20 protein-coding genes and 1 tRNA gene are annotated in these 20,213 nt (G+C 72.5%); 13 read left to right on the forward strand and 8 right to left on the reverse strand.

Annotated features, from left to right (window positions below):
• Positions 1-78 precede the first annotated feature (78 nt).
• Entirely contained in the window at positions 79-1,227 is a 1,149-nt protein-coding gene (nrtL, locus tag AC07AZ_RS24410; RefSeq protein WP_478851138.1) for an ArgS-related anticodon-binding protein NrtL, read from the reverse strand.
• Positions 1,228-1,408: 181 nt separating this feature from the next.
• Positions 1,409-1,963, reverse strand: a complete 555-nt coding sequence (locus AC07AZ_RS24415; RefSeq protein ID WP_478851140.1) for a response regulator — start codon at positions 1,961-1,963, stop codon at positions 1,409-1,411.
• A gap of 205 nt (positions 1,964-2,168) precedes the next feature.
• Here AC07AZ_RS24415 and AC07AZ_RS24420 point away from each other — a divergent pair.
• Positions 2,169-2,240 (forward strand) — tRNA-Arg (locus AC07AZ_RS24420).
• A gap of 237 nt (positions 2,241-2,477) precedes the next feature.
• Here the strand turns inward: AC07AZ_RS24420 and AC07AZ_RS24425 are convergent.
• Positions 2,478-2,702 (reverse strand): hypothetical protein, encoded by a 225-nt coding sequence (locus tag AC07AZ_RS24425; protein ID WP_478851142.1) that lies wholly within the window; start codon positions 2,700-2,702, stop codon positions 2,478-2,480.
• Between the two features lie 317 nt (positions 2,703-3,019).
• Positions 3,020-3,922, reverse strand: a complete 903-nt coding sequence (gene ku / locus AC07AZ_RS24430; RefSeq protein WP_478851144.1) for a non-homologous end joining protein Ku — start codon at positions 3,920-3,922, stop codon at positions 3,020-3,022.
• 62 nt (positions 3,923-3,984) lie between these two features.
• Here ku and ligD point away from each other — a divergent pair, with 62 nt between their 5' ends.
• Positions 3,985-4,866 carry a non-homologous end-joining DNA ligase gene (gene ligD, locus AC07AZ_RS24435; RefSeq protein ID WP_478851146.1) on the forward strand — a complete coding sequence of 294 codons (882 nt, stop codon included), beginning with the start codon at positions 3,985-3,987 and terminating at the stop codon, positions 4,864-4,866.
• A gap of 253 nt (positions 4,867-5,119) precedes the next feature.
• Here the strand turns inward: ligD and AC07AZ_RS24440 are convergent, their stop codons facing one another.
• The gene (locus AC07AZ_RS24440) at positions 5,120-5,923 is read right to left on the reverse strand and encodes a nuclease-related domain-containing protein (protein WP_478851148.1); all 804 of its coding nucleotides are present in this window, start codon (positions 5,921-5,923) and stop codon (positions 5,120-5,122) included.
• Between the two features lie 98 nt (positions 5,924-6,021).
• On the opposite strand from AC07AZ_RS24440, the gene AC07AZ_RS24445 reads away from it, so the two are divergent.
• The 7 genes from AC07AZ_RS24445 to AC07AZ_RS24475 all read left to right on the forward strand — a co-directional run bounded on the left by AC07AZ_RS24445 (position 6,022) and on the right by AC07AZ_RS24475 (position 13,395).
• Positions 6,022-6,528: a protein-tyrosine phosphatase family protein gene (locus tag AC07AZ_RS24445; RefSeq protein WP_478851150.1), complete on the forward strand. Its 507-nt coding sequence runs from the start codon at positions 6,022-6,024 to the stop codon at positions 6,526-6,528.
• Between the two features lie 143 nt (positions 6,529-6,671).
• Positions 6,672-7,526 (forward strand): hypothetical protein, encoded by an 855-nt coding sequence (locus AC07AZ_RS24450; protein ID WP_478851152.1) that lies wholly within the window; start codon positions 6,672-6,674, stop codon positions 7,524-7,526.
• 107 nt (positions 7,527-7,633) lie between these two features.
• Complete coding sequence (locus tag AC07AZ_RS24455; protein ID WP_478851322.1) at positions 7,634-9,001, forward strand: ATP-binding protein; 1,368 nt, start codon at positions 7,634-7,636, stop codon at positions 8,999-9,001.
• A 96-nt stretch (positions 9,002-9,097) separates the two neighbouring features.
• Entirely contained in the window at positions 9,098-9,640 is a 543-nt protein-coding gene (locus AC07AZ_RS24460) for an SH3 domain-containing protein (RefSeq protein WP_478851154.1), read from the forward strand.
• A gap of 43 nt (positions 9,641-9,683) precedes the next feature.
• On the forward strand, positions 9,684-11,054 hold the full coding sequence (locus AC07AZ_RS24465; RefSeq protein WP_478851156.1) for an FtsW/RodA/SpoVE family cell cycle protein: 1,371 nt from the start codon (positions 9,684-9,686) through the stop codon (positions 11,052-11,054).
• A complete protein-coding gene (locus AC07AZ_RS24470) occupies positions 11,051-12,508 on the forward strand; it encodes a peptidoglycan D,D-transpeptidase FtsI family protein (protein WP_478851159.1) in 1,458 nt (485 codons plus the stop codon). Before AC07AZ_RS24465 ends, AC07AZ_RS24470 begins: the two co-directional genes overlap by 4 nt.
• Positions 12,509-12,816: 308 nt before the next feature.
• Positions 12,817-13,395, forward strand: coding sequence for a DUF3291 domain-containing protein (locus AC07AZ_RS24475; RefSeq protein ID WP_478851161.1), 579 nt, complete (start codon positions 12,817-12,819; stop codon positions 13,393-13,395).
• 40 nt (positions 13,396-13,435) lie between these two features.
• Here the strand turns inward: AC07AZ_RS24475 and AC07AZ_RS24480 are convergent, their stop codons facing one another.
• Positions 13,436-14,395, reverse strand: a complete 960-nt coding sequence (locus AC07AZ_RS24480) for a hypothetical protein (RefSeq protein WP_478851163.1) — start codon at positions 14,393-14,395, stop codon at positions 13,436-13,438.
• Between the two features lie 30 nt (positions 14,396-14,425).
• Positions 14,426-15,535 carry a ferritin-like domain-containing protein gene (locus AC07AZ_RS24485; RefSeq protein ID WP_478851165.1) on the reverse strand — a complete coding sequence of 370 codons (1,110 nt, stop codon included), beginning with the start codon at positions 15,533-15,535 and terminating at the stop codon, positions 14,426-14,428.
• A 90-nt stretch (positions 15,536-15,625) separates the two neighbouring features.
• Here AC07AZ_RS24485 and AC07AZ_RS24490 point away from each other — a divergent pair, with 90 nt between their 5' ends.
• From AC07AZ_RS24490 to AC07AZ_RS24505, 4 genes are all read left to right on the forward strand, one after another.
• A complete protein-coding gene (locus AC07AZ_RS24490; protein ID WP_478851167.1) occupies positions 15,626-16,567 on the forward strand; it encodes an AurF N-oxygenase family protein in 942 nt (313 codons plus the stop codon).
• A 35-nt stretch (positions 16,568-16,602) separates the two neighbouring features.
• Positions 16,603-17,256 carry a TetR/AcrR family transcriptional regulator gene (locus tag AC07AZ_RS24495; RefSeq protein WP_478851169.1) on the forward strand — a complete coding sequence of 218 codons (654 nt, stop codon included), beginning with the start codon at positions 16,603-16,605 and terminating at the stop codon, positions 17,254-17,256.
• A 10-nt stretch (positions 17,257-17,266) separates the two neighbouring features.
• Positions 17,267-17,569 (forward strand): hypothetical protein, encoded by a 303-nt coding sequence (locus AC07AZ_RS24500; RefSeq protein ID WP_478851171.1) that lies wholly within the window; start codon positions 17,267-17,269, stop codon positions 17,567-17,569.
• 103 nt (positions 17,570-17,672) lie between these two features.
• Positions 17,673-18,833, forward strand: coding sequence for a C40 family peptidase (locus AC07AZ_RS24505; protein WP_478851173.1), 1,161 nt, complete (start codon positions 17,673-17,675; stop codon positions 18,831-18,833).
• A gap of 115 nt (positions 18,834-18,948) precedes the next feature.
• On the opposite strand, the gene AC07AZ_RS24510 is transcribed toward AC07AZ_RS24505, so the two are convergent.
• Positions 18,949-20,202, reverse strand: a complete 1,254-nt coding sequence (locus tag AC07AZ_RS24510; RefSeq protein ID WP_478851175.1) for a styrene monooxygenase/indole monooxygenase family protein — start codon at positions 20,200-20,202, stop codon at positions 18,949-18,951.
• Positions 20,203-20,213: the final 11 nt, after the last annotated feature.

Here is a 20,213-nt window from a genome sequence, read left to right on the forward strand (position 1 = left end):
TCTGTGTCTCGCGGTCGGTCGCGGCCCTTGGCACCGATACCTCCCGGGGTACCCGGGGTGTCGGTGCGAAGGCTCTGATCAGAGGTGGTCGGGTGCGTCGATACCGAGCAGGGTCAGGCCGCCGGCCAGCACCGTCCCGGTCGCTTCGGCGAGCGCGAGCCGGGCGCGGTGGGCGGCCGAGGGTTTCTCCTCGCCGTACGGCAGGACGGTGAGCAGGAAGGGCAGCGCGGCATCGGCGACGGTGACGAGGTGCCGGGCGAGGCGGTCGGGGGCGTGGTGCGCCGCGGCGGCGCCGAGGACCCGGGGGTGATCGGCGAGAACGGCGAGCAGCGCTTCGGCGCCGGGGGTGGGCCCGGGTTCGGCGGCGAAGCCGAGGTCGTCGGCGTTGCGGCTGAGGGCCCGGGTGCGGGCGTGCGCGTACCGGACGCGGAAGAGAGGGTTGCTCTCACGCTGGACGAGGTGCTCGTCACCGATACGGGGCCGGTCGTGCGCGGCGGGGTGCAGCAACGCCCACCGTCCGGCGTCCCGACCGAGCGGAACGGGGTCGGCGGGGGCCGGCACGGGCGTCACGCTGACGTACTGGGGGGAGGGCGAGGGAGGTGAGGGCGGGAGGGGTGACTGCGGCAGCGGTGACTGTGACGGCGGGAGGGGTGGCGACGGGGGGGAGTGCGGCGGCGGCAGGGGTGACAGTGACCGCGGGGTGGGGTAGGCGTCGGTTTCGAGGCCGAGTCCGTCGGTCCACCGCGGTTCGGGCCGCGCGTCACAGGTGGTGCGGACGAGGGCGCCCTGCGAGCGCAACAGACGCGCGGTGACCTCGGCGACGACGAGGGCACGGACCTCGTGGGCCGCGTGGAGCCGCACGAGCTGCCCGGTGGGCGCCGCGGCGAACCCGTACCGCCGCGGCCCGAGCCGCAGAATCTCCCCGACGAGGCCGGCGGAGGCGGTGCGCTCCAGGCTGATGTTGAGAAACCCCGCCCCGGTGACGACGACGTCGGCGATGCCGGGCGCGCCGATCAGATGCCCCCGCACCACCTCGGCGACCCACAACGGCGCCCGCCCGGCCGACCGCGCCAGCTGAAGCGCGATGTTGGTCGCGTAGTCACCACACCCCCCGGCCCCCGGAGGCGTCACGACAGCCCGCCCGGGAACAGGCACGCGCAGCTCCCCCCCGTCCACGGCACGACGCACCGCGCCCAGCACGGTACGGGACAGCTCGACGGGGGTCACGGGACCAGCGTAGGGGAGGAGGGGGGTGGGGGCGCGAGGTGGTTTGGGATGTGGACGGGGGGTGGTGGGAGGCAGGGGGTGGCGGTGGCGGCCGATGGTCGATGGCGACGGCCGACGGTGGCGGTCGATGGCCGATTCCCATCGGTTCTCGGTCCTTGGTGCTTGGTCCTCGGTCGACGGCTCAACCGCCGGCTTGACCGGCTCGTTCTCCGTGCGGGGCCCGCTCGGTGTGTCGATCAGGCCCCTCGGCGTGTCGCTCAGAGTGTCGATCGGCGGGGTCGGGGCGTTCGGCCTCCGACACGTCGAGGACGTCGCCGCCCCCGACCACCGACGCCGCACCGTCCGCAGCCGGTCCGTTTCGTGTCCGCTCCACCAACTGCCGTACGACCCGCACGAGTTCGGCGGGCTCGAAGGGCTTGGCGAGGAAGGCGTCGATGCCCACGTCGAGTCCGCTCTCGACCTCGTACTGCGTACAGGCGCTGACGATGGCGAGGGGAAGGTGACGGGTCCGAGGATCGGAACGCAGCCGGGCGGCGGTCCGGAGACCGTCCAGACGGGGCATCACGACATCGAGGGTGACCACATCGGGGCGCACCTGATGCACGACATCCAGACACTCGGCACCATCGGCCGCGGTCACGACCTCAAGCCCCTCAAGCTCGAGATTGACCCTGATCAACTGCCGGATGACCTTGTTGTCGTCCACAACAAGCACCCGGCCCGAAGCGCCTGGCACAACTCGAGAGTAGGTGGGGACCGGCCACCGCGTCCGGCTTTTCCCCACTTCCGCCCCTCCCCCCTCCGGAGCCGTCGAACCGCCCGTCCCGCAGGCCCCACCCGTGACCTCCCCGACCACCCCGCGACGCACCAAAACCCGTTCATGACCACCCCGGACGAGCTGGTAGGGTTCTACCCGTCGCCGCGAACACCGCGACCGACACGCCCCCGTAGCTCAGGGGATAGAGCAACGGCCTCCGGAGCCGTGTGCGCAGGTTCGAATCCTGCCGGGGGCACCTTGAAGAAGGTGCCTAAAGACCCCGCCATCAGCGAGAACGCTGAGGACGGGGTCTTCGCGTATGGGCAGGCGGGTGCCGGCCTCAGCGAAGTGTGGCCAGGCCGGGACGAGTTGGCGCGCCGTCGGATGTGGGTCGTGTCCGCGTGGGGCGGTGGGCGTCGGATGCGTACAGGACGATGACTGCTACCACGGCGATCACTACGACTACCGCGCCCACCTGGCCGCCGCGTTGGCGCTATTTGTCTGCTCGGTACAGCTTTATGTCCTTGTTGACGAAGAGGTGGACGTATCCGCATCGCCAGCAGATCAGGCCGGTGGCGTTCTCGTCGGCCCAGGCCAGTTTCATGAACTCCATGCCCGCGCTGTTGAGCAGGATGCCCCGCTCCCGGAACAGGTCTCCCTCGCAGACCTGGCAGGTGAGCCAGACCTCGCCCAGTGCTGCTCGTACCGGCTTCGCCATCGCGTCAACGCCCCCGCCCCTGTATTCGAAGGGACGAGACTACGGGGGCCGCGGGAGCCCCTTACGGTCGGGTCAGTCATGGGGTTGCGGGCGGGCACGGGCCCCTGGAGGGTGACCTTGTGTGACACCGCTCGTACCGCCGGGTTCCCCTGGAAAGTGACTGACTCCGTCAGTTGTGTTCAGTGGTGCGGTGTGGGGGCTCCCCCACACCATCGTCTTGTTTTCGAACTCCGCGTTCATGTGGGACACGTCGTAGGCGAGCGACGTGATCGACGGGGGTTGCGTGGGTTCCTGGCGGGTGTTGCGGGGTGCGGGGGTTACGCCGGGTGGTGGTGGGGGGAGGGCTTCTTTTTTGGGGGTGGAGGGGTTTTGGCTCTTCGTGGCTTCGTGGTCTTTTTGGTCTGGGGGAGGCTTCTTACCTCTGCTTCGTTTTCCGGGGCTGGGGATTTTGGTTTTCTTGCCGCCTGCACGCTTTTTTCCAGGGCTGCCATCAGGTCGAGGACCTTGCCACCCTCCGGGGGGTGCGGGGCCTCCGGTGGGGTTTCGCCTGCGGCTTTCGCGGCGACGACTTCTTCGAGGGCCTCGCGGTATTCGTCGTGCAGGTCGTCGAGGTCGATTTCGCCGAGGGTGTCCATCAGGGCGTCCGCGAGGTCGAGTTCCTTGTCGTTGACCGTGACCTTCGTGTCGGGTGCCACGCCCTGCGGGGGGCGCACCTCGTCCGGCCACAGCAGACCGTGCAGGACGATGGCGTCGTCGACCACCCGGAGCATGCCGAGTCGTTCCCGTCCCCGCAGCGCGAACTTCGCCACCGCCACCTTCTGGCTGCGCTTCAGCGCCTCCCGCAGCAGGGTGTACGGCTTCGCCGCCGGCGCGCCGCCCATCGCGAGGTAGTAGGCGGTGTCCATCTGCAGCGGGTCGATCCGGTCGGCCGGCACGAACGCCACGATCTCGATGGTCTTCGCAGTCGGGAGCGGCAGGTGGGCCAGGTCGTCGTCCGTGATCGGGATGACCGTGCCGTCCGCGTCCTCGTACGCCTTGCCGATCTCCGACCCGCTGACCTCGCGGTCCTCCAGCTCGCAGACCTTGCGGTAGCGGACGCGGCCGCCGTCCTCCAGGTGGATCTGGCGGAACGAGATCGAATGGCTCTCGGTGGCGTTCATCAGCTTGACGGGGATGCTGACCAGGCCGAACGAGATGGCGCCGTTCCAGATGGATCGCACGTGCCGCACCCTTTCGATCAGTTTCCGCCGTTCTGTTGGCGTATGCGTGGGATTCTCATCGTATGACGCCGATCACAGAGGTGGAGGGACGGCGGCTCGCGCTCAGCAACCTGGACAAGGTGCTGTATCCCGCGACCGGGTTCACCAAGGGTGAGCTGCTGCACTACTACGCGACCACGGCCGGCGTGCTGCTGCCGCACCTGCGGGACCGGCCGGTGTCCTTCCTGCGGTATCCGGACGGGCCGGGCGGACAGGTCTTCTTCGCCAAGAACGTTCCGCCGGGTACGCCCGACTGGGTCACCACCGTCGAGGTGCCCCGGTCGGAGGGGCCGGCCCGGATGGTGCTCGTGCAGGACCTGCCGAGCCTGATGTGGGCCGCGAACCTGGTCACCGAGTTCCACACGCACCAGTGGGTCGTCGACGCGCCCGGCGAGGCCGACCGGATCGTCCTCGACCTCGACCCCGGGCCGCCCGCCACCGTCGTCGACTGCTGCCGGGTCGCGCTGTGGCTGCGGGAGCGGCTGGCGGCGGACGGCATCGAGGCGTACGCCAAGACCTCCGGGTCGAAGGGGCTGCACCTGCTGGCGGCGGTGCGCTCGGCGTCCTCCGAGCGGACCACCGAGTACGCGAAGGAACTCGCGGTCGAGGCGGAGAAGGCTCTGCCCGACCTCGTCGTCCACCGCATGACGCGGAGCCTGCGGCCCGGGAAGGTGTTCGTCGACTGGAGTCAGAACGCCGCCCGCAAGACGACCGCGACGCCGTACACGCTGCGGGCGCGGGCCGAGCCGTGGGTGTCGGCGCCGGTGACGTGGGGCGAGGTCGAGGAGTGCCGGGTGCCCGCGCGGCTGGCGTTCCGGGCGCAGGACATCGCGGCTCGCGTGGAGGAGTCGGGTGACCTGTTGGGTGCGCTGCTCGATCCTGACGGTGCGCGTCCGCTGCCGTGAGGGGTGGTGCGGTGCCCGGCCGGAGGTGGTGCGGTGCCCGACCGAGAGTGGTGCGGTGCCCGGCCGAGAGTGGTGCGGTGCCCGGCCGAGAGTGGTGCGGTGCCCGGCCTGAGGTGGTGAGGTGGCAGACAGGGCCGACAGGGGCCCTGTCTGCCTCGTCCTCAGACGCCGGACGGGCTGACTGAGCCGACCCGGCACGGCATCGCCCACGCCGCCCACGCCGCCCACGCCGCCCGCGCCGCCGACAGCCTCCTCACACGCGTACCCACGTCTGGCGGTCGCGGGCCGTCGCGTGGAGGGATTCCACATCCGCCGGTTTGAGGACTCCGCCGAGTCCCGCCAGGGCCGCGATGCCGGTGTCCGTCAGGACGCGCACGTCACGGGGCTCGGTGGTGATCGTGACGTTCGCGGGGCCGACGAGGGCGAGGACCGGGTGGACCTCGGCCGTGAGGGCGTACGAGGCCCGGTCGGCGTCGGCGCGGACGCGGCGCAGGACCGGGCTCGTGTCGCGGCGGCCCAGCGCGACCACGGGGTCCGCGACGGTCACCCGGGACTTGTGGGCGTACAGCGTGTGGATCGCGAAGAGGCCGCCGGGGCCGATCACCAGGTGGTGGATGCGGTCCCCGCCGGGGAGCGGGACGGAGTGCAGGGCGTGCCAGCCCGCGCCGTCCAGGTGGTCCAGCATCTCCCCCACCGTCTGTTCCGCCAGAAGGGCCCGGCGGCGGGGGTCGGGGCGAAGCCGGTGCGGCGGGCCCGGGTCCCGGTCCAGGGCGACCTGGAGCGCCTCGCCCGGGCGGTTGGGCGCCAGGTCGTCGTCGGGGTGGAGGGAGAGGCGGGCGAGCTCCGCCGGGGTCGGGACGGGGGGCGGCCCCACCGCGACCTGGCCCGTGAGGAAGGGCCCGAGGGCTTCGAGGACGTCCTCTCGGCGGTCCTCGCTCAGCAGGTTGACCCGGGCGGCCTCACGGTCGTACCAGGCGATGTTCCTGCCGTCCCTGAGACAGACGTACAGCCGTTCCCGGCCGTGTCGCCAGGTCGGTATGACGCGCAGCTGGTTCATGCACCATCACCCCACGACCATGGGAACAGGCGGGGTGCTCCAGGGGCAAGAACCCGGCTACCTTTGTAAGGAGTTGGCCGGGCCCCGAGGAGGCGCCGTTGCGGACGCGCGGGAAGCAATCCGACGTACCGGCTCCGGACAGCCCGTGGAGCGAGATCGTGCCGGGGCTGTGGATGGGCGGGCACGAGTTCAGGGGGCCGCCGGGACAGGTCGAGTTCGCGGTCGTACGGGACCAGTTCGATCTGGTGCTGACCCTGCTGAGGCTTCCCGGGCACGGGCCCGACCCGGGCGTCGAGCACCATGTGTGGCCGATTCCGGACGGTCCGCTGGACGGGACGCAGCTCGCGGGCGTGATGCGCCTGGCGCAGGCGGCGTGCGACGCGCTGGACGACGGTCGCACGGTCCTCGTGCGCTGTTACCACGGGTACAACCGCTCCGGCCTGGTCGTCGCGCACGCGCTGGTCCGCCTGGGACACTCCGGCGACGAGGCGATCCGGCTGATCCGGACCCGCCGCTCGCCCTGGGCACTGCACAACGAGCTCTTCGTCGAGTACCTGCGGACAGGGCTGGCGACGGCCCGGCTCCTGGAGGAGCTCACCGAGTAGGCGAGCAATCGTTTCCTCGCAGTTCTGGGGGGCGGTGTGTCCCGGGAGGCGGACCGTGGCGCAAAAAGGACGTCCGTACGAATTAAGGTGTGCGAGGCCGCCAAGGCGCAGCCCCCCGCCCGCCGCCGAGTCCCAGGAGCACAGTGCCGCCCCGCCACCTTGTCCACGCCGCCGCCGCGGTCGCCGTCCTGCTGGTCGGCGCCGTGGGCTGCGGCGACGGCGGCGGGCTGCACGCGGCGGGTGCCACCCCGACGGCGACCGGTCCCGACAAGCTGTGGCCCGACCTGCGGCCCGCCTCAAGCCCGGCCTGGGACTACGAGGACGGGGAGTCGGAACTCGTCCGCGGCATCACCGCTCCCGGCGACGACATCCACCGGGTGGACCCGGTGGCCGTCGTCCGCGCGGAGATCCGCCGGCACCCGGCCGCGTACACCGGCCCCAAGGCCACGTACCGCGAGACGGTCCGCCGGATGGACGACTGCGGCGGGACGGGGACGGGCGGCGAAGCGACGGCCGGAGGCGTGGGAGGTGCTGCCGGGAACACAGCGGCTACGGCCGCGACCGGCACCGGGTGCCCCGTCCTCAAGGCGTACTACCGCGACCTCACCGGTGACGGGCGGGACGACCTCGCGCTGGGTTTCCGGCTGCTGCCCGGCAACCAGACGGCCGTGCGGGTCTACACCTTCCGGTCGGGACGACTGGTCCAGGTGATGTCCAACGACGACGCGGTCACCGGGGTCGAACTGGCGGGGCGGTCTGTGATCATCCGCTCGCCGTCCGACATCCCGGCCTACGAGTACCGGTTCCAGTGGACCTGGGACCCGGAGCAGCGGTTGATGCTGCTGACGCACGACGAGATGCTGCGCACCGGGGACGGGAAGCACGCCAAGCACCGGTCCGCCACGGCCACTCCCGCGATCTCCGCCTCCCCTTCCCTGTCTCCCTCCCCGCCCCTTTCGCCTTCGGCGTCCCGGTCGTCTTCGGCGAGCGCCCCGTGAGACGGCCCGCGCGGTCCACGGCGCGGCGTGCGGCGGGGCGCCCGGGGTTCGCCCTGCCCCGGTGGGCCGGGACCCTCGCCGCCAAGTCCGCCGCCTTCATCACCGTGATGTGCTGCGCGCTCGCCGCCCTGCTCGGCGTGCTCGTGCACGTGTCGGTCACGAACCAGACGGTCGGGCAGGCCCGTGACCTGGCCCTCGGCCGGCTGACGGAGGCGACGGCGGCGTACGAGGCCGGGGACACGCTCGCACCGGGCACCGGCGTCGATCCGCCCGGTCTGCCCGCGCCCCTGCGGAAGCTGGCCGCGGCTGGTGAGCGCGGCACGATGGTGAGCGAGCACCTCGGGCGCCCCACGATGTGGGCGGCGGGCCCGGTCGACGGTGGGCGGGCCCTCGCCGTGCAGGTCGACTACGCGCAGGGCAAGAGCACGATCGACGGCCTGGACCGGGCGATCGTGTGGTCGTCGGCGCTGGCCATCGGGGCGACGCTGCTGGTGGGCGCGTTCGCGGTGACCCGGGTGACACGGCGGCTGCACACGACCGCCCAGGTGGCCCGGCGGATCAGCGCCGGCGACCTGGACGCGCGGGTGGGTGACCCCCGTACGAAGGACACCGACCGGGGGCAGGACGAGGTGGCCGCGGTGGCCGCCGCGCTGGACTCGATGGCGGCCTCGTTGCAGGGCAAGCTGCAGAGCGAGCAGCGGTTCACCGCGGACGTGGCGCACGAGCTGCGCACCCCGCTGACCGGGCTGCACGCGGCGGCCGAGCTGCTGCCGGCGGGCAGGCCGACCGAGCTGGTCCGGGACCGGGTGGCCGCGCTGCGCACGCTCACCGAGGACCTGCTGGAGATCTCGCGGCTCGACACCGGGCGGGAGCGCCTGGAGCTGGACTCGGAGCCGCTGGGCGCGCTGGCCGAGCGGGTGGTACGGGCGTCGGGCACGGCCACCTCCACCGCCACCCCGCCCGTGAAGAGCGACGCCGGCACCTCACCTGTGAAGACCGACGCCGCCACCCCGCCCGTGAAGACCGACGCCCGCACCCCGCCCGAGGACAGGACCGGAGACCCCGCCGCCACCCCGACCGCCACGACCGCCACGACCACCACGGTCACCGTCGTCCGCGACGTCCGCGTGGAGACGGACCGGCGGCGCCTGGAGCGGGTGCTCGGCAACCTCGTGGCGAACGCGCACCGGCACGGCCGGGGGCCGGTGGTGCTGACGGTGGACGGATTGGTGGTGACCGTGCGGGACCACGGGGACGGCTATCCGGACTATCTGCTCGAGCACGGTCCGCAGCGCTTCCGCACCGAGGGCGGGACGAAGGGGCACGGGCTCGGGCTGACGATCGCGCTCGGCCAGGCGGAAGTGCTCGGCGCGCGGCTGGAGTTCGCGAACGCGCCGGACGGCGGTGCGTGCGCCACGCTGACGTTGCCTCAGGGGAGGCCCGACGGGCCAGCGCTCCCCGATGGCGCAGTGTGACGGGCGCGGCCCGAACCGCGCTCCTAATGTGGCGATTAGTCAGGTTTCGAGACCTTCGGGACCTACGGCACACCTGCCCCTCATGGAGGTACTCCCATGTCCCTGCGTTCCTCCCTCCCCCGCCGCATCGCCATAACGGCCGCCGTCGCCGGCCTGCTCGCCGCGGCCGCGGCCGTCCCCGCCGCCGCGGACGGCGAGTGGGGCAGCGGCGACCCGGGCACCGGCCAGAGCGCCACCGCCGCCACCGCCGCCACCGCCGCCACCCAGCAGGGCGACACCGGGAACCAGGGCGGCGGGACCCAGGCCACCGGCACCCAGAGCGGCACCACCTGGAACCAGGGCGCCGACGCGCAGAACACCCAGGCGCAGGGCGGCGGCGACCAGCACGGCGACCAGAACGGCCGGCGGCTGTACCGGGGCCGGGTCACCGCGAGCAGGCTGGCGCTGCGTGCCGCCCCGAACCGCGGCGGCCAGATCATCCGGTACGCCCACCGCGGCGAGATCGTCTCGATCTTCTGCAAGGCCGGCGGCCAGAACGTCGACGGCAACCGGCTCTGGTACCTCCTGACGGACGGCACCTGGGCCTGGGGCTCGGCGCGCTACATCGACAACATCGGTGCCGCGCCACGCTGGTGCTGATGACACCGATGGACAACACGCACCGAATGGGTAAGTTCCGGACATGATCAATGCCGGAACCACCGTGGCACAGGCGCATCCACCCGCTCAGGCGGTACGCCTCCCCCGGCGCCGTGGCATCGAACTGGCCCTCATCGTGCTCGCCGTCCTGCTCAGCGTGTACGGCTACTGCGCTGTCGGCCTCGCCCGGCACGGCACCGTCCCGCCCGGCGCCGCCGGTTACGGCGCCGGGCTCGGCGTGCTCGCGCTGGTGGCGCACTGCGCGGTGCGCCTGCGCGCTCCCGACGCCGATCCGCTGCTGCTGCCGATCGGGGTGCTGCTCAACGGCCTCGGCCTGGTCCTGATCTACCGGCTCGACCTGGAGACGCCGGGCGACGAGGCGGCGCCCACGCAGCTGGTGTGGTCCACGGTCGGCGTGGCGCTGTTCACCCTGGTCGTCGTCCTGCTGCGCGACCACCGGCTGCTCCAGCGGTACGCGTACGTGTGCGTGGTCGCGGCCCTGGGCCTGCTGACCCTCCCGATCCTGTTCCCGGCCGTCAACGGCGCCCGCATCTGGGTGCGGATCGCCGGATTCTCCATCCAGCCGGGCGAGTTCGCGAAGGTGTTGCTGGCGGTGTTCTTCGCCGCCTATCTGGCCGCCAACCGCAACGCGCTGGCGTACGCGGGCCGCCGCGCCCGGAGGTTCAGGAGGCTCCAGCTGCCCACCGGGCGGGTGCTCGGCCCGATCGTCACGATCTGGCTGCTGAGCGTCGGCGTCCTGGTCCTGGAGCGGGATCTCGGCACCTCGCTGCTGTTCTTCGGCCTGTTCGTCGTCCTGCTCTACGTCGCCACCGGCCGCACCGGCTGGATCGCGGTCGGTCTGCTGCTGGCGGCGCTGGGGGCGGTCGCCGTCGGCTGGCTGGAACCGCACGTGCACAGCAGGGTCGAGGACTGGCTGCACCCGTTCGCGTCGGTCGAGGCGGGCCAGGGCCCCAACCAGCTGGCCCAGTCGCTGTTCTCGTTCGCCGCCGGCGGCATCCTCGGCACCGGTCTCGGCCTCGGCCACTCGATCCTCATCGGCTTCGCGGCGAAGTCGGACTTCGTCCTGGCGACGGCGGGCGAGGAACTGGGCCTGGCGGGCCTGTCCGCGATCTTCCTGCTGTACGGACTGCTGGTGGAGCGCGGCTACCGGGCGGGCCTCGACCAGCGCGACCCCTTCGGCCGGCTGCTCGCGGCCGGACTGGCCTCGATCCTGGCGCTCCAGGTGTTCGTGATCGCGGGCGGGGTGACCGGGCTGATCCCGCTGACGGGTATGGCGATGCCGTTCCTCGCGCAGGGCGGCTCGTCGGTGGTGACCAACTGGGCGATCGTGGCGCTGCTGATCCGGGTGAGCGACTCGGCGCGCGGTCAGTACGACGGGAAGGCCGCCCCATGACGAGGTACATCCGCCACGCGGCCCTGTTCTGCGCCCTGCTGCTCGCCGCCCTGCTGGCGAACGCGGCCCGCGTCCAGGTCGTCCGGGCCGGGTCGTACGACGGCAATCCCGCCAACCGCCGCCCCACCATCGCCCGTTACCAGCAGCCGCGCGGCGACATCCTGGTCGGCGGCCGACCGGTCACCGGCTCCCGGGACAGCGGCGGACAGCTCCGCTACGAGCGGTCGTACGAGAACGGCCCGCTGTACGCGCCCGTGACCGGCTTCGCCTCCCAGCTGTACGGCACGACGTTCCTGGAGCACGCCGAGGACCCGGTGCTGTCGGGCCGGGACCCGATGCTCTCGCCGTTCCCCCTGTGGCACGACCTGACCCGCGCCCCGGGCACCGGCGGTGACGTGGTCACCACCCTCGACCGGGGGGCGCAGCAGGCGGCGTACCAGGGGCTGGGGGCGCGGAAGGGGGCGGTGGCGGCGATCGAACCGTCGACCGGGAGGATCCTGGCGCTGGTGTCCACCCCGTCGTACGACCCGGCGGCGCTGTCCGGCAACGGTGCGGCGGCGCAGCGGTCCTGGGCGCGGCTGGTCGGCGACCGGGACAAGCCGATGCTCAACCGGGCGGTACGGCAGACCTATCCGCCGGGTTCGACGTTCAAGGTGGTCACCGCGGCGGCCGCGCTGGACGCGGGGGTGATCACCGATCTCGACGAGCCGACCCGCTCCCCGGCCCCCTACAGGCTGCCCGGGACGACCACCTCGCTGACGAACGAGGGCGAGGGGTGCGAGGACGCGCCGCTGCGGGCCGCGTTCGAGTGGTCGTGCAACACGGTGTTCGCGAAGCTGGGCGTCGACGTGGGCGTGGCCGGGATGACGGCCACCGCGCGGAACTTCGGCTTCAACGACACCGCGCTGCGCGTCCCGTTCTCCGTGGCGCCGAGCACCTTCGACACCTCGGTGGACCGGGCGCAGCTCGCGCTGTCGTCGATCGGGCAGTACAACACGCGGGCCACTCCGCTGCAGATGGCGATGGTGTCGGCGGCCGTCGCGAACGGCGGGCAGCTGCGCGCGCCCTACCTGGTGGAGCGGACCACCACCGACTCCGGTGCGACCCTCACCACGGCCGGCTCGCGCCCCGCGCGCCAGGTGATGCGGGAGTCGACCGCGGCGCGGATGAAGGAGCTGATGGAGGGCGTGGTGCGGGAGGGCACCGGCGGCAACGCGGCGATCCCCGGCGCGCGGGTCGGCGGCAAGACCGGCACCGCCCAGCACGGCATCGGCAACGCCGGTGTCCCATACGCCTGGTTCGTGTCCTGGGCGCAGGAGGAGGGCGACACGGAGCCGGAGGTGGCGGTCGCGGTGGTCGTGGAGGACGGCTCGGCGGACCGGGGGGAGATCAGCGGGAACGGGGTGGCGGCGCCGATCGCGCGGGCGGTGATGGAGGCAGTGCTCGCCCGGTGACGGAGGCGGTGCTCGCCCCGGTGACGGAGGCGGACCTCGCCCGGTGACGGAGGCGGACCTCGCCCGGTGAGTGCCGGACGCGCGGGTTGAGCGCCGGGCCGGCCCGCCTCGTGCGACGGGGGACCTCCGTCGGCCCGGCCCACCTCATGCGACCGGGGTTCCACCCAGGCCGTCCCACCTCGCGCGACGGGGGGTTCCACCGCGGACCGGCCCGCCTCGTGCGGCCGGTACCGGGGGTTCCGCCCCGACCGGCCCGCCTTGTGAGACGGGGGGTTCCGCGTGGCGGGCGGCCGACCTAGCGTTCGGCCATGACTGAGCCCGCCACCGCGTACCAACTCGCCCAGGTCAACCTCGCCCGCCTCAACGCCCCTCTGGACTCACCGCAGTTGCAGGACTTCGTCGACGCGCTCGACCCGGTGAACGCCGACGCGGACGCCGCCGACGGGTTCGTCTGGCGGCTGGAGAGCGACTCCGGCAACGCGACGGACATCGCGGTGTTCGGGGACGAGTGGCTCATCGTCAACATGTCGGTGTGGCGGGATTCCGACGCGCTGACCGCCTACATGTACCAGGGGCGGCACCGGGAGATGCTGGCCCGGCGACGCGAGTGGTTCGAGCGGGTGCGGGAGGCGATGACGGCGTTGTGGTGGGTCCCGGCGGGGCACCGGCCGACGGTCGCGGAGGCGGAGCGGCGGCTGCTGCACCTGCGGACGCACGGAGCGACGCCGTACGCCTTCACCCTGCGGACGTCCTTCGGCCCGGGAGCGGCCGACGCGGCCGACGCGAAGGCCGCGGCGGGGACGGGGACCGGAACCGGAACCGGGACCGCGGGTGCGCCCCGGCCGGTGACCCCGTCGGTCCCCGAGGATCTGGGGTGCCCCGCGTAGGCCCCGCGCGGGACCACGGGGACCTGCGCGGGGCGGCCCGTCACCTGATCGGCTTCCGCATGTCGGAGCGGATCTTCGCCGTCGTCTCGGCGGCGGCCTCCAGGTCGACCTCGGAGGGGTCCTGGGACATCGTCGCCACGGTCACCTCGGCCACGGAGGCGCCCGTGTTGTCGTCCGCCCAGCCGCACACCGGGACGGTCAGTGCCGTGCCGGCCTGGGCCCGGGTGAGCACCTCGCAGGTGATCGTGACGCCCCCGGAACCGCTCGGCCGGAAGTCCTTCGGCGGGACGGCGACCTTCGCGGCGGCGCCCTGCGCGGCGCCCTTCATCATGTTGTCGCGGGTCTCGTCGGTGTTCTTGAAGCGGCCGTACATGCCCGACACCACCAGGGTGCCCTTGGTCGTATCGCCGCCGGGGCTGTACTGCCCGACCACGCTGTCGGTGACCTTGGCGTCCCAGGCGCCGTCCGCCTCGTCCTTGATCTTCCGCCCCTCGGAGTCGGAGAGGTCCTGGGTGAGTGCGTAGCGCCCGTCGGCCAGGGTCCGCGGCAGGCTCAGGGTGAAACGGGCCTCGGGGAAGCCGCCGCCCGCCGCCGAGCCGACCAGCACGAGCGCCACGACGATCGCCACGACCGCGGCGACGACTCCGCCCACGATGCCGAGCACGAGCCCGACCCGGCGTTTCCTGGGCGGCGGCGGGAACACCGGGGGCGCGCCCCAGCCGCCGTACGGCTGCGGGGGGTAGGGGGCCGGGGCGCCGTAGGGCGCGGCGGGCTGCTGTCCGTACGGAGCTGCGGGCGGTCCCTGCGGCGGCGGGCCGTAGGGGCCGGCGGCGTGGGGGCCCTGGGGCGGCGGGTCGTACGGGCCGGGCTGCGGCTCCCGCGGCTGCCCGCCGTGGGGAGCCTGCGGCGGCGGACCGTACGGGTTCCCGGCCGGCGGCGGGCCGTAGGGGTGCTGCGGCGGGCGGCCGTCGGGGCTCTCGGGCGGTGGAGGCGTGGACACGTCAGCACGTTACTGCATGTGGGGCATATGTCAGGAGGCGGTTTCGCCCGCCTCGACCGCTTCCGCGACCTCCGCCACCCGCTCCCGCTCCTCCGCCGCGAACCTCTGCGCGTCGAGTTGCTCGGCGATCTCCTCGTCCTGGGCCATCAGCCGGTCGAGACTGGAGTCGCCCAGTTCCAGAACACCCATGTCGACGTAGGCCTGTTGGAGCCGCTTTCCCCACAGGCCGATGTCCTTGACGCAGGGCACGATGCGCGAGAACAGCAGCTTCCGGAAGAGGGCGAGGAACTCGGACCGCTCGCTGTACTCGTCGGCCTCCGCGGCCGGGATTCCGAAGTTGCGCAGCACCTCGACTCCGCGCAGCCGGTCGCGCATCAGGTAGCAGCCCTCGATGACGAACTCCTCGCGCTCGCGCAGTTCGGCGTCGGTCAGCTGCTTGTAGTAGTCCCGGAGCGCCATGCGGCCGAAGGCCACGTGCCGGGCCTCGTCCTGCATGACGTAGGCGAGGATCTGCTTCGGCAGGGGCTTGTCGGTGGTGTCGCGGATCATGCCGAAGGCGGCGAGCGCCAGGCCCTCGATCAGCACCTGCATGCCGAGGTAGGGCATGTCCCAGCGGGAGTCGCGCAGGGTGTCGCCGAGCAGGGACTGGAGGTTGTCGTTGATCGGGTAGAGCATCCCGACCTTCTCGTGGAGGAAGCGGCCGTAGATCTCCGCGTGCCGTGCCTCGTCCATCGTCTGGGTCGCCGAGTAGAACTTCGCGTCCAGGTCCGGGACCGACTCGACGATCCGGGCGGCGCAGATCATCGCGCCCTGCTCGCCGTGCAGGAACTGGCTGAACTGCCAGGAGGCGTAGTGCCGGCGCAGTTCGGCCCTGTCCCGGTCGCTGAACTTCGCCCAGTACTTCGTGCCGTACAGGGACATCGCCTCGTCGGGGGTGCCGAGGGGGTCGTAGGGGTCGACCTCCAGGTCCCAGTCGATGCGCTTCTGGCCGTCCCACTGCTTGTCCTTGCCCTTCTGGTAGAGGGCGAGGAGGCGGTCGCGGCCGTCGTCGTACTCCCAGTCGAAGCGGGCGTCGCCCGTCGCCGGCACCTGCCAGGGGGAGTCTCCCGGGTCCGTGGCGTACAGGTCGTGAGTCGGCATGTCCCGCAGGCTCACACGCGGTAGACGGTTCGTCAACAAGTCCCGCGCGGGGGATTGACGAGCTTGCTGACAGGCAGTCTCATAAGTGCCATGACCACGACCCTCACAGATGCCGAAGCGCTCGACGGGCTGCGGGACGCGCTCGGCCTGCTCAAGGACCGCGAACAGGTGGCCGAACGGCTGCTCGTCTCCTCCGCCAGGCACTCCTTCGACCCCGACACGGAACTCGACTGGGACGCGCCCTTCGAGGAGGGCAAGTGGTTCTGGCCGCCGGAGCTGGTGTCGCTGTACGACACCCCGCTGTGGAAGCGCATGGGTGAGGAACAGCGGATCCTGCTCTCGCAGCACGAGGCCGCGGCGCTCGCCTCGCTCGGCATCTGGTTCGAGCTGATCCTGATGCAGCTGCTGGTCCGGCACATCTACGACAAGGCGGCGACGAGCGCACACGTGCGCTACGCGCTGACCGAGATCGAGGACGAGTGCCGGCACTCGAAGATGTTCGCCCGGCTGATCTCGCACGGCGACACCCCCTGGTACCCGGTCAGCCGCGCCCACCTGAACCTGGGCCGGCTGTTCAAGACCATCTCCACCACCCCCGGCTCGTTCACGGCGACACTCCTCGGCGAGGAGGTCCTCGACTGGATGCAGCGGCTGACCTTCCCGGACGAGCGGGTGCAGACCCTGGTGCGGGGCGTGACCCGCATCCACGTGGTCGAGGAGGCGCGCCATGTGCGGTACGCCCGCGAGGAGCTGCGGCGGCAGATGGTGACGGCCCCGCGGTGGTCGCAGGAGTTCACCCGGGTGACGTCCGGCGAGTTCGCTCGGGTGTTCTCCGTGGCGTTCGTCAACCCGGAGGTCTACACGAACGTCGGCCTGGACCGGCGGGAGGCCGTCGCGCAGGTGCGGGCCAGCGGACACCGTCGGGAGGTCATGCAGTCGGGGGCGAAGAAGCTGACCGACTTCCTCGACGACATCGGGGTGTTGCGCGGTGCCGGGCGACGGCTGTGGAAGTCGTCCGGGCTGCTCGCGTAGGCGGCGTCCCGGGCAGGCCGGTTACGCTGCCCCATATGACCCCCTCCGCGGCCACCCCCGCCTACCGCCGCCTGAGCGTCGAGGAACGCCGGAGCCAGCTGCTGGACGCCGCCCTGTCGCTGTTCGCGCACCGGCTGCCGGAGGACGTGTCCCTGGACGACGTGGCGGAGGCGGCCGGAGTGTCGCGGCCGCTGGTGTACCGCTACTTCCCGGGCGGCAAGCAGCAGCTCTACGAGGCGGCGTTGCACTCGGCCGCCGAGGAGCTGCGGCACTGCTTCGACGAGCCCCGCGAGGGCCCGCTGCTCCCCCGGCTGGCCCGCGCCCTGGACCGCTACCTCACCTTCGTCGACCAGCACGACGCCGGTTTCAGCGCACTGCTCCAGGGCGGCAGCGTCGTGGAGACCTCCCGGACGACGGCCATCGTGGACGGCGTCCGGCGGGCCGCCGCCGAGCACATCCTCGGCCATCTGCGGGTCACCGGGCCCGGTCTGCTGCTGCGGATGACCGTACGGATGTGGATCACGGCGGTCGAGGCCGCGTCCCTGATCTGGCTGGACGAGGGCAAGCAGCCGCCGGTCGGGGAACTGCGGGACTGGCTGGTCGAGCAGTTCGTGGCCGTGCTGTCGGTGACCGCGGGCCGCGACCCGCAGACGGCCGCGCTGGTCGAGGCCCTCGCGGCGGATGGCTGACACTGGTGCCGTGAAGAGTCAGGACACCCCCTTCGAGGGCGGGCCGATGGACGGCCGGGTACTGCCCGTGCTGCTGGGACCCACCGGGCAGCCGCCCAAGACCTACCGCATCCCCGTCCCCGACGCCGGCGGCGGCCCGCCCACCGTGCTCGTCTACCGGCGGGAGCCGATCGGGCTCAGCAAGCGGCTCGGCCTCCCGCGGGGATGGAAGTACGCCTACGACCCCGAGGGCGACGACGGAGGCCGGCTCAGGTGGCCGTGGTCCAGGCCGGACGCCACGCCGGGCGGCAACCCGGAAGCCACCGACGGGTGACCTCGTTACGCCGAACCGCGCACACCCGGCGCGCGGATCGCGCGGACCCGTTTGATGCTCGCGATGCGGAACGGACGGTCCGTTGCGCGTCGGAGGTGATGGCGTGTCAGGAAGGTTCCTGCGTCTGGTGTGTACGGCGGCGGTGGCGGCCGGCACCGTTCTCGCACCGCTGCCCGCGGCGGCCGCGCCCGTCCCGGGCCCCGGTCCGGGCGCCGGGGAAGCCTCCACGGCCACGCTGCTGACGGACCTTCAGCGCCTGTACCGGGAGGCCGAGCGGGCCACCGAGGCGTACAACGCCACCGAGGAGAAGCTGGCGAGGCAGCGCGCCGAGACCGCCCGGCTGGAACGCGCGCTCTCCCGCGCGCGGCTGTCCCTGCGCGACAGCCGCGGGGCGGCGGGCAGGCTGGTCCGGCAGCAGTACCAGACCAGCACCGCCCTCTCCCCGTACATCCGGCTGCTGCTCGCCCGTGACCCGCAGCACGCGCTCGACGAGGGCCATGTCATCGGGCAGCTGGCGCGGGAGCGGGCCGAGACGGTGGGCCGGCTGGCCGGAAGCGAGCGGAAGGCCGACGCCCTGGCCCGCCGGGCACGCAAGGCGCTCGACGACCAGCTCACCCTCGCGGAACGGAAGCGGAAGGAACGGGACGAGGTGCGCGGGCGGCTCCATGACGTCGAGGAACTGCTCGTCTCGCTGAGCGCCGAACAGGTGGCCGCGCTGGCCGAGTTGGAGGAGAAGGGCGTCGACACGGCACAGCGGGACCTCGTCGCCTCCGGCGCGCTGGGCGACCCGGCGGACGACCTGAGCGACGGCAAGGCCGGCGGTACGCCGAAGCCCTCGCGGGAGGGCGACCGCGCCGTGCGGTACGCGGTACGGCAGGTCGGCAAGCCCTACCAGTGGGGCGCGGAGGGGCCGAGGTCCTACGACTGCTCGGGGCTGACCTCACAGGCCTGGGACCACGCCGGGCGGTCCCTCCCGCGCACCAGCCAGGAGCAGTGGGCGCGGCTCAAGCGGATTCCGCTGAGCGAGCTGCGCCCCGGCGACCTCGTCGTGTACTTCCCCGAGGCCACCCATGTGGCTCTCTACATCGGCGGCGGGAAGGTCGTGCAGGCACCGCGTCCCGGCGCGCGGATCAAGGTCTCCCCGATCGCCGCGAACCCGATCCTGGGCGCCGTCCGCCCGGACCCGCAGGCGGCACCGCTGCGGCACTACAGGCCGCCGAAGCTGCCGGACCGGGCGCGCGGCACGGCCCCCGCGGCCCGTTAGGGGCGGGGCGGCGCCCCACCGACGGGCCCGAGGGAGGCGGCGGGCCGGGGAAGAAGCCGGGCCGGGGGAAGGGAGCCGCCGTCGCTCGGTTGGCGGGCCCCCTCCCCCGCCCCGGTCAGCCCGCGGTCACCGAGGCCAGGTAGGCGGCCGTCTTCTCGGGCTCGTAGAAGAAGTTCTCGAAGTCCGCGGGGTCGTTGAACGCGTTGGCGAAGCGGTCGGCCACGGGCTGGAGCTGACCGGCCGCGCCGATCAGGTTCAGGATGTGCTCCGGCGGCGGCGCGAGCATGGCGTTGGTCCACTTGGTGACATGCTGCGCGGTGTCCCAGTAGCGGTCGAAGGTCGCCTGCATCCAGGTGCCGTCGAACTCCTTGTCCCCGTGTTCCAGGATCGAGTCGAGGTAGGCGGCCGCGCACTTGGACGCCGAGTTGGAGCCCTGCCCGGTGATCGGGTCGTTCGCCACGACGACGTCCGCGACCCCGAGGACCAGGCCGCCGCCGGGCAGCCGGCCGATCGGGTTGCGGACGGTGGGCGCGTACCGGCCGGCCAACGTGCCGCCTCCGTCGGTCAGTTCGACCCTGGTGGCCCGCGCGTACTCCCAGGGGACGAACCTCTCCATGAGTTCCAGGGTCAGGGAGAGGTGCTCCGCCGGGTCCTTGACGCCGTGGAAGACGTCGAGCGGTCCGCCGGGTATGCCCTCCCAGAACAGGATGTCCGCGCGGCCGGAGGTGGTGAGGGTCGGCATGACGAACAGCTCGCCGACGCCGGGCACCAGGTTGCAGCGGACCGCGTCGGACTCCGGGTGCTCGGGCCGCGGGCCCAGACCGTGGACGTAGGAGACGGCCAGGGCGCGCTGCGGCTCGGCGTACGGCGAACGGGAGGCGTCCCGGCCGAACATCGACACCAGTTCGCCCTTGCCGGCCGAGACGAGCACCAGGTCGTAGGTGCGGGAGAAGTAGTCGAGGTCGCCGACCGCCGCGCCGTGGATGACCAGCTGGCCGCCGCGCTGCGCGAACGTCTCCATCCAGCCGGCCATCTTCACCCGCTGGTCGACCGACTGCGCGTACCCGTCGAGCGTGCCCACCCAGTCGATCGCGCGCTGCGTGGGACCCGGCTCGTGCGAACCGGGCGCCGCCACGGACACGCCGAGCCCTTCGATCTTCGGGGCCTGGGACTCCCAGAAGTTCAGCTTCAGGTCCCGCTCGTGCTGGAGCGCCGTGTCGAACATGCACTGCGTCGACATGACCCGGCCGGAGCGGATCTCGTCCGCCGTCCGGTTCGACATCAGGGTGACCTCGTACCCGTGCGACTGGAGTCCGAGGGCGAGCTGGAGACCGGACTGGCCGGCTCCGACGACGAGTATCTTCCGCATGCGGGTGGTGA

The organism is Streptomyces sp. NPDC043878 (genome assembly GCF_056435735.1).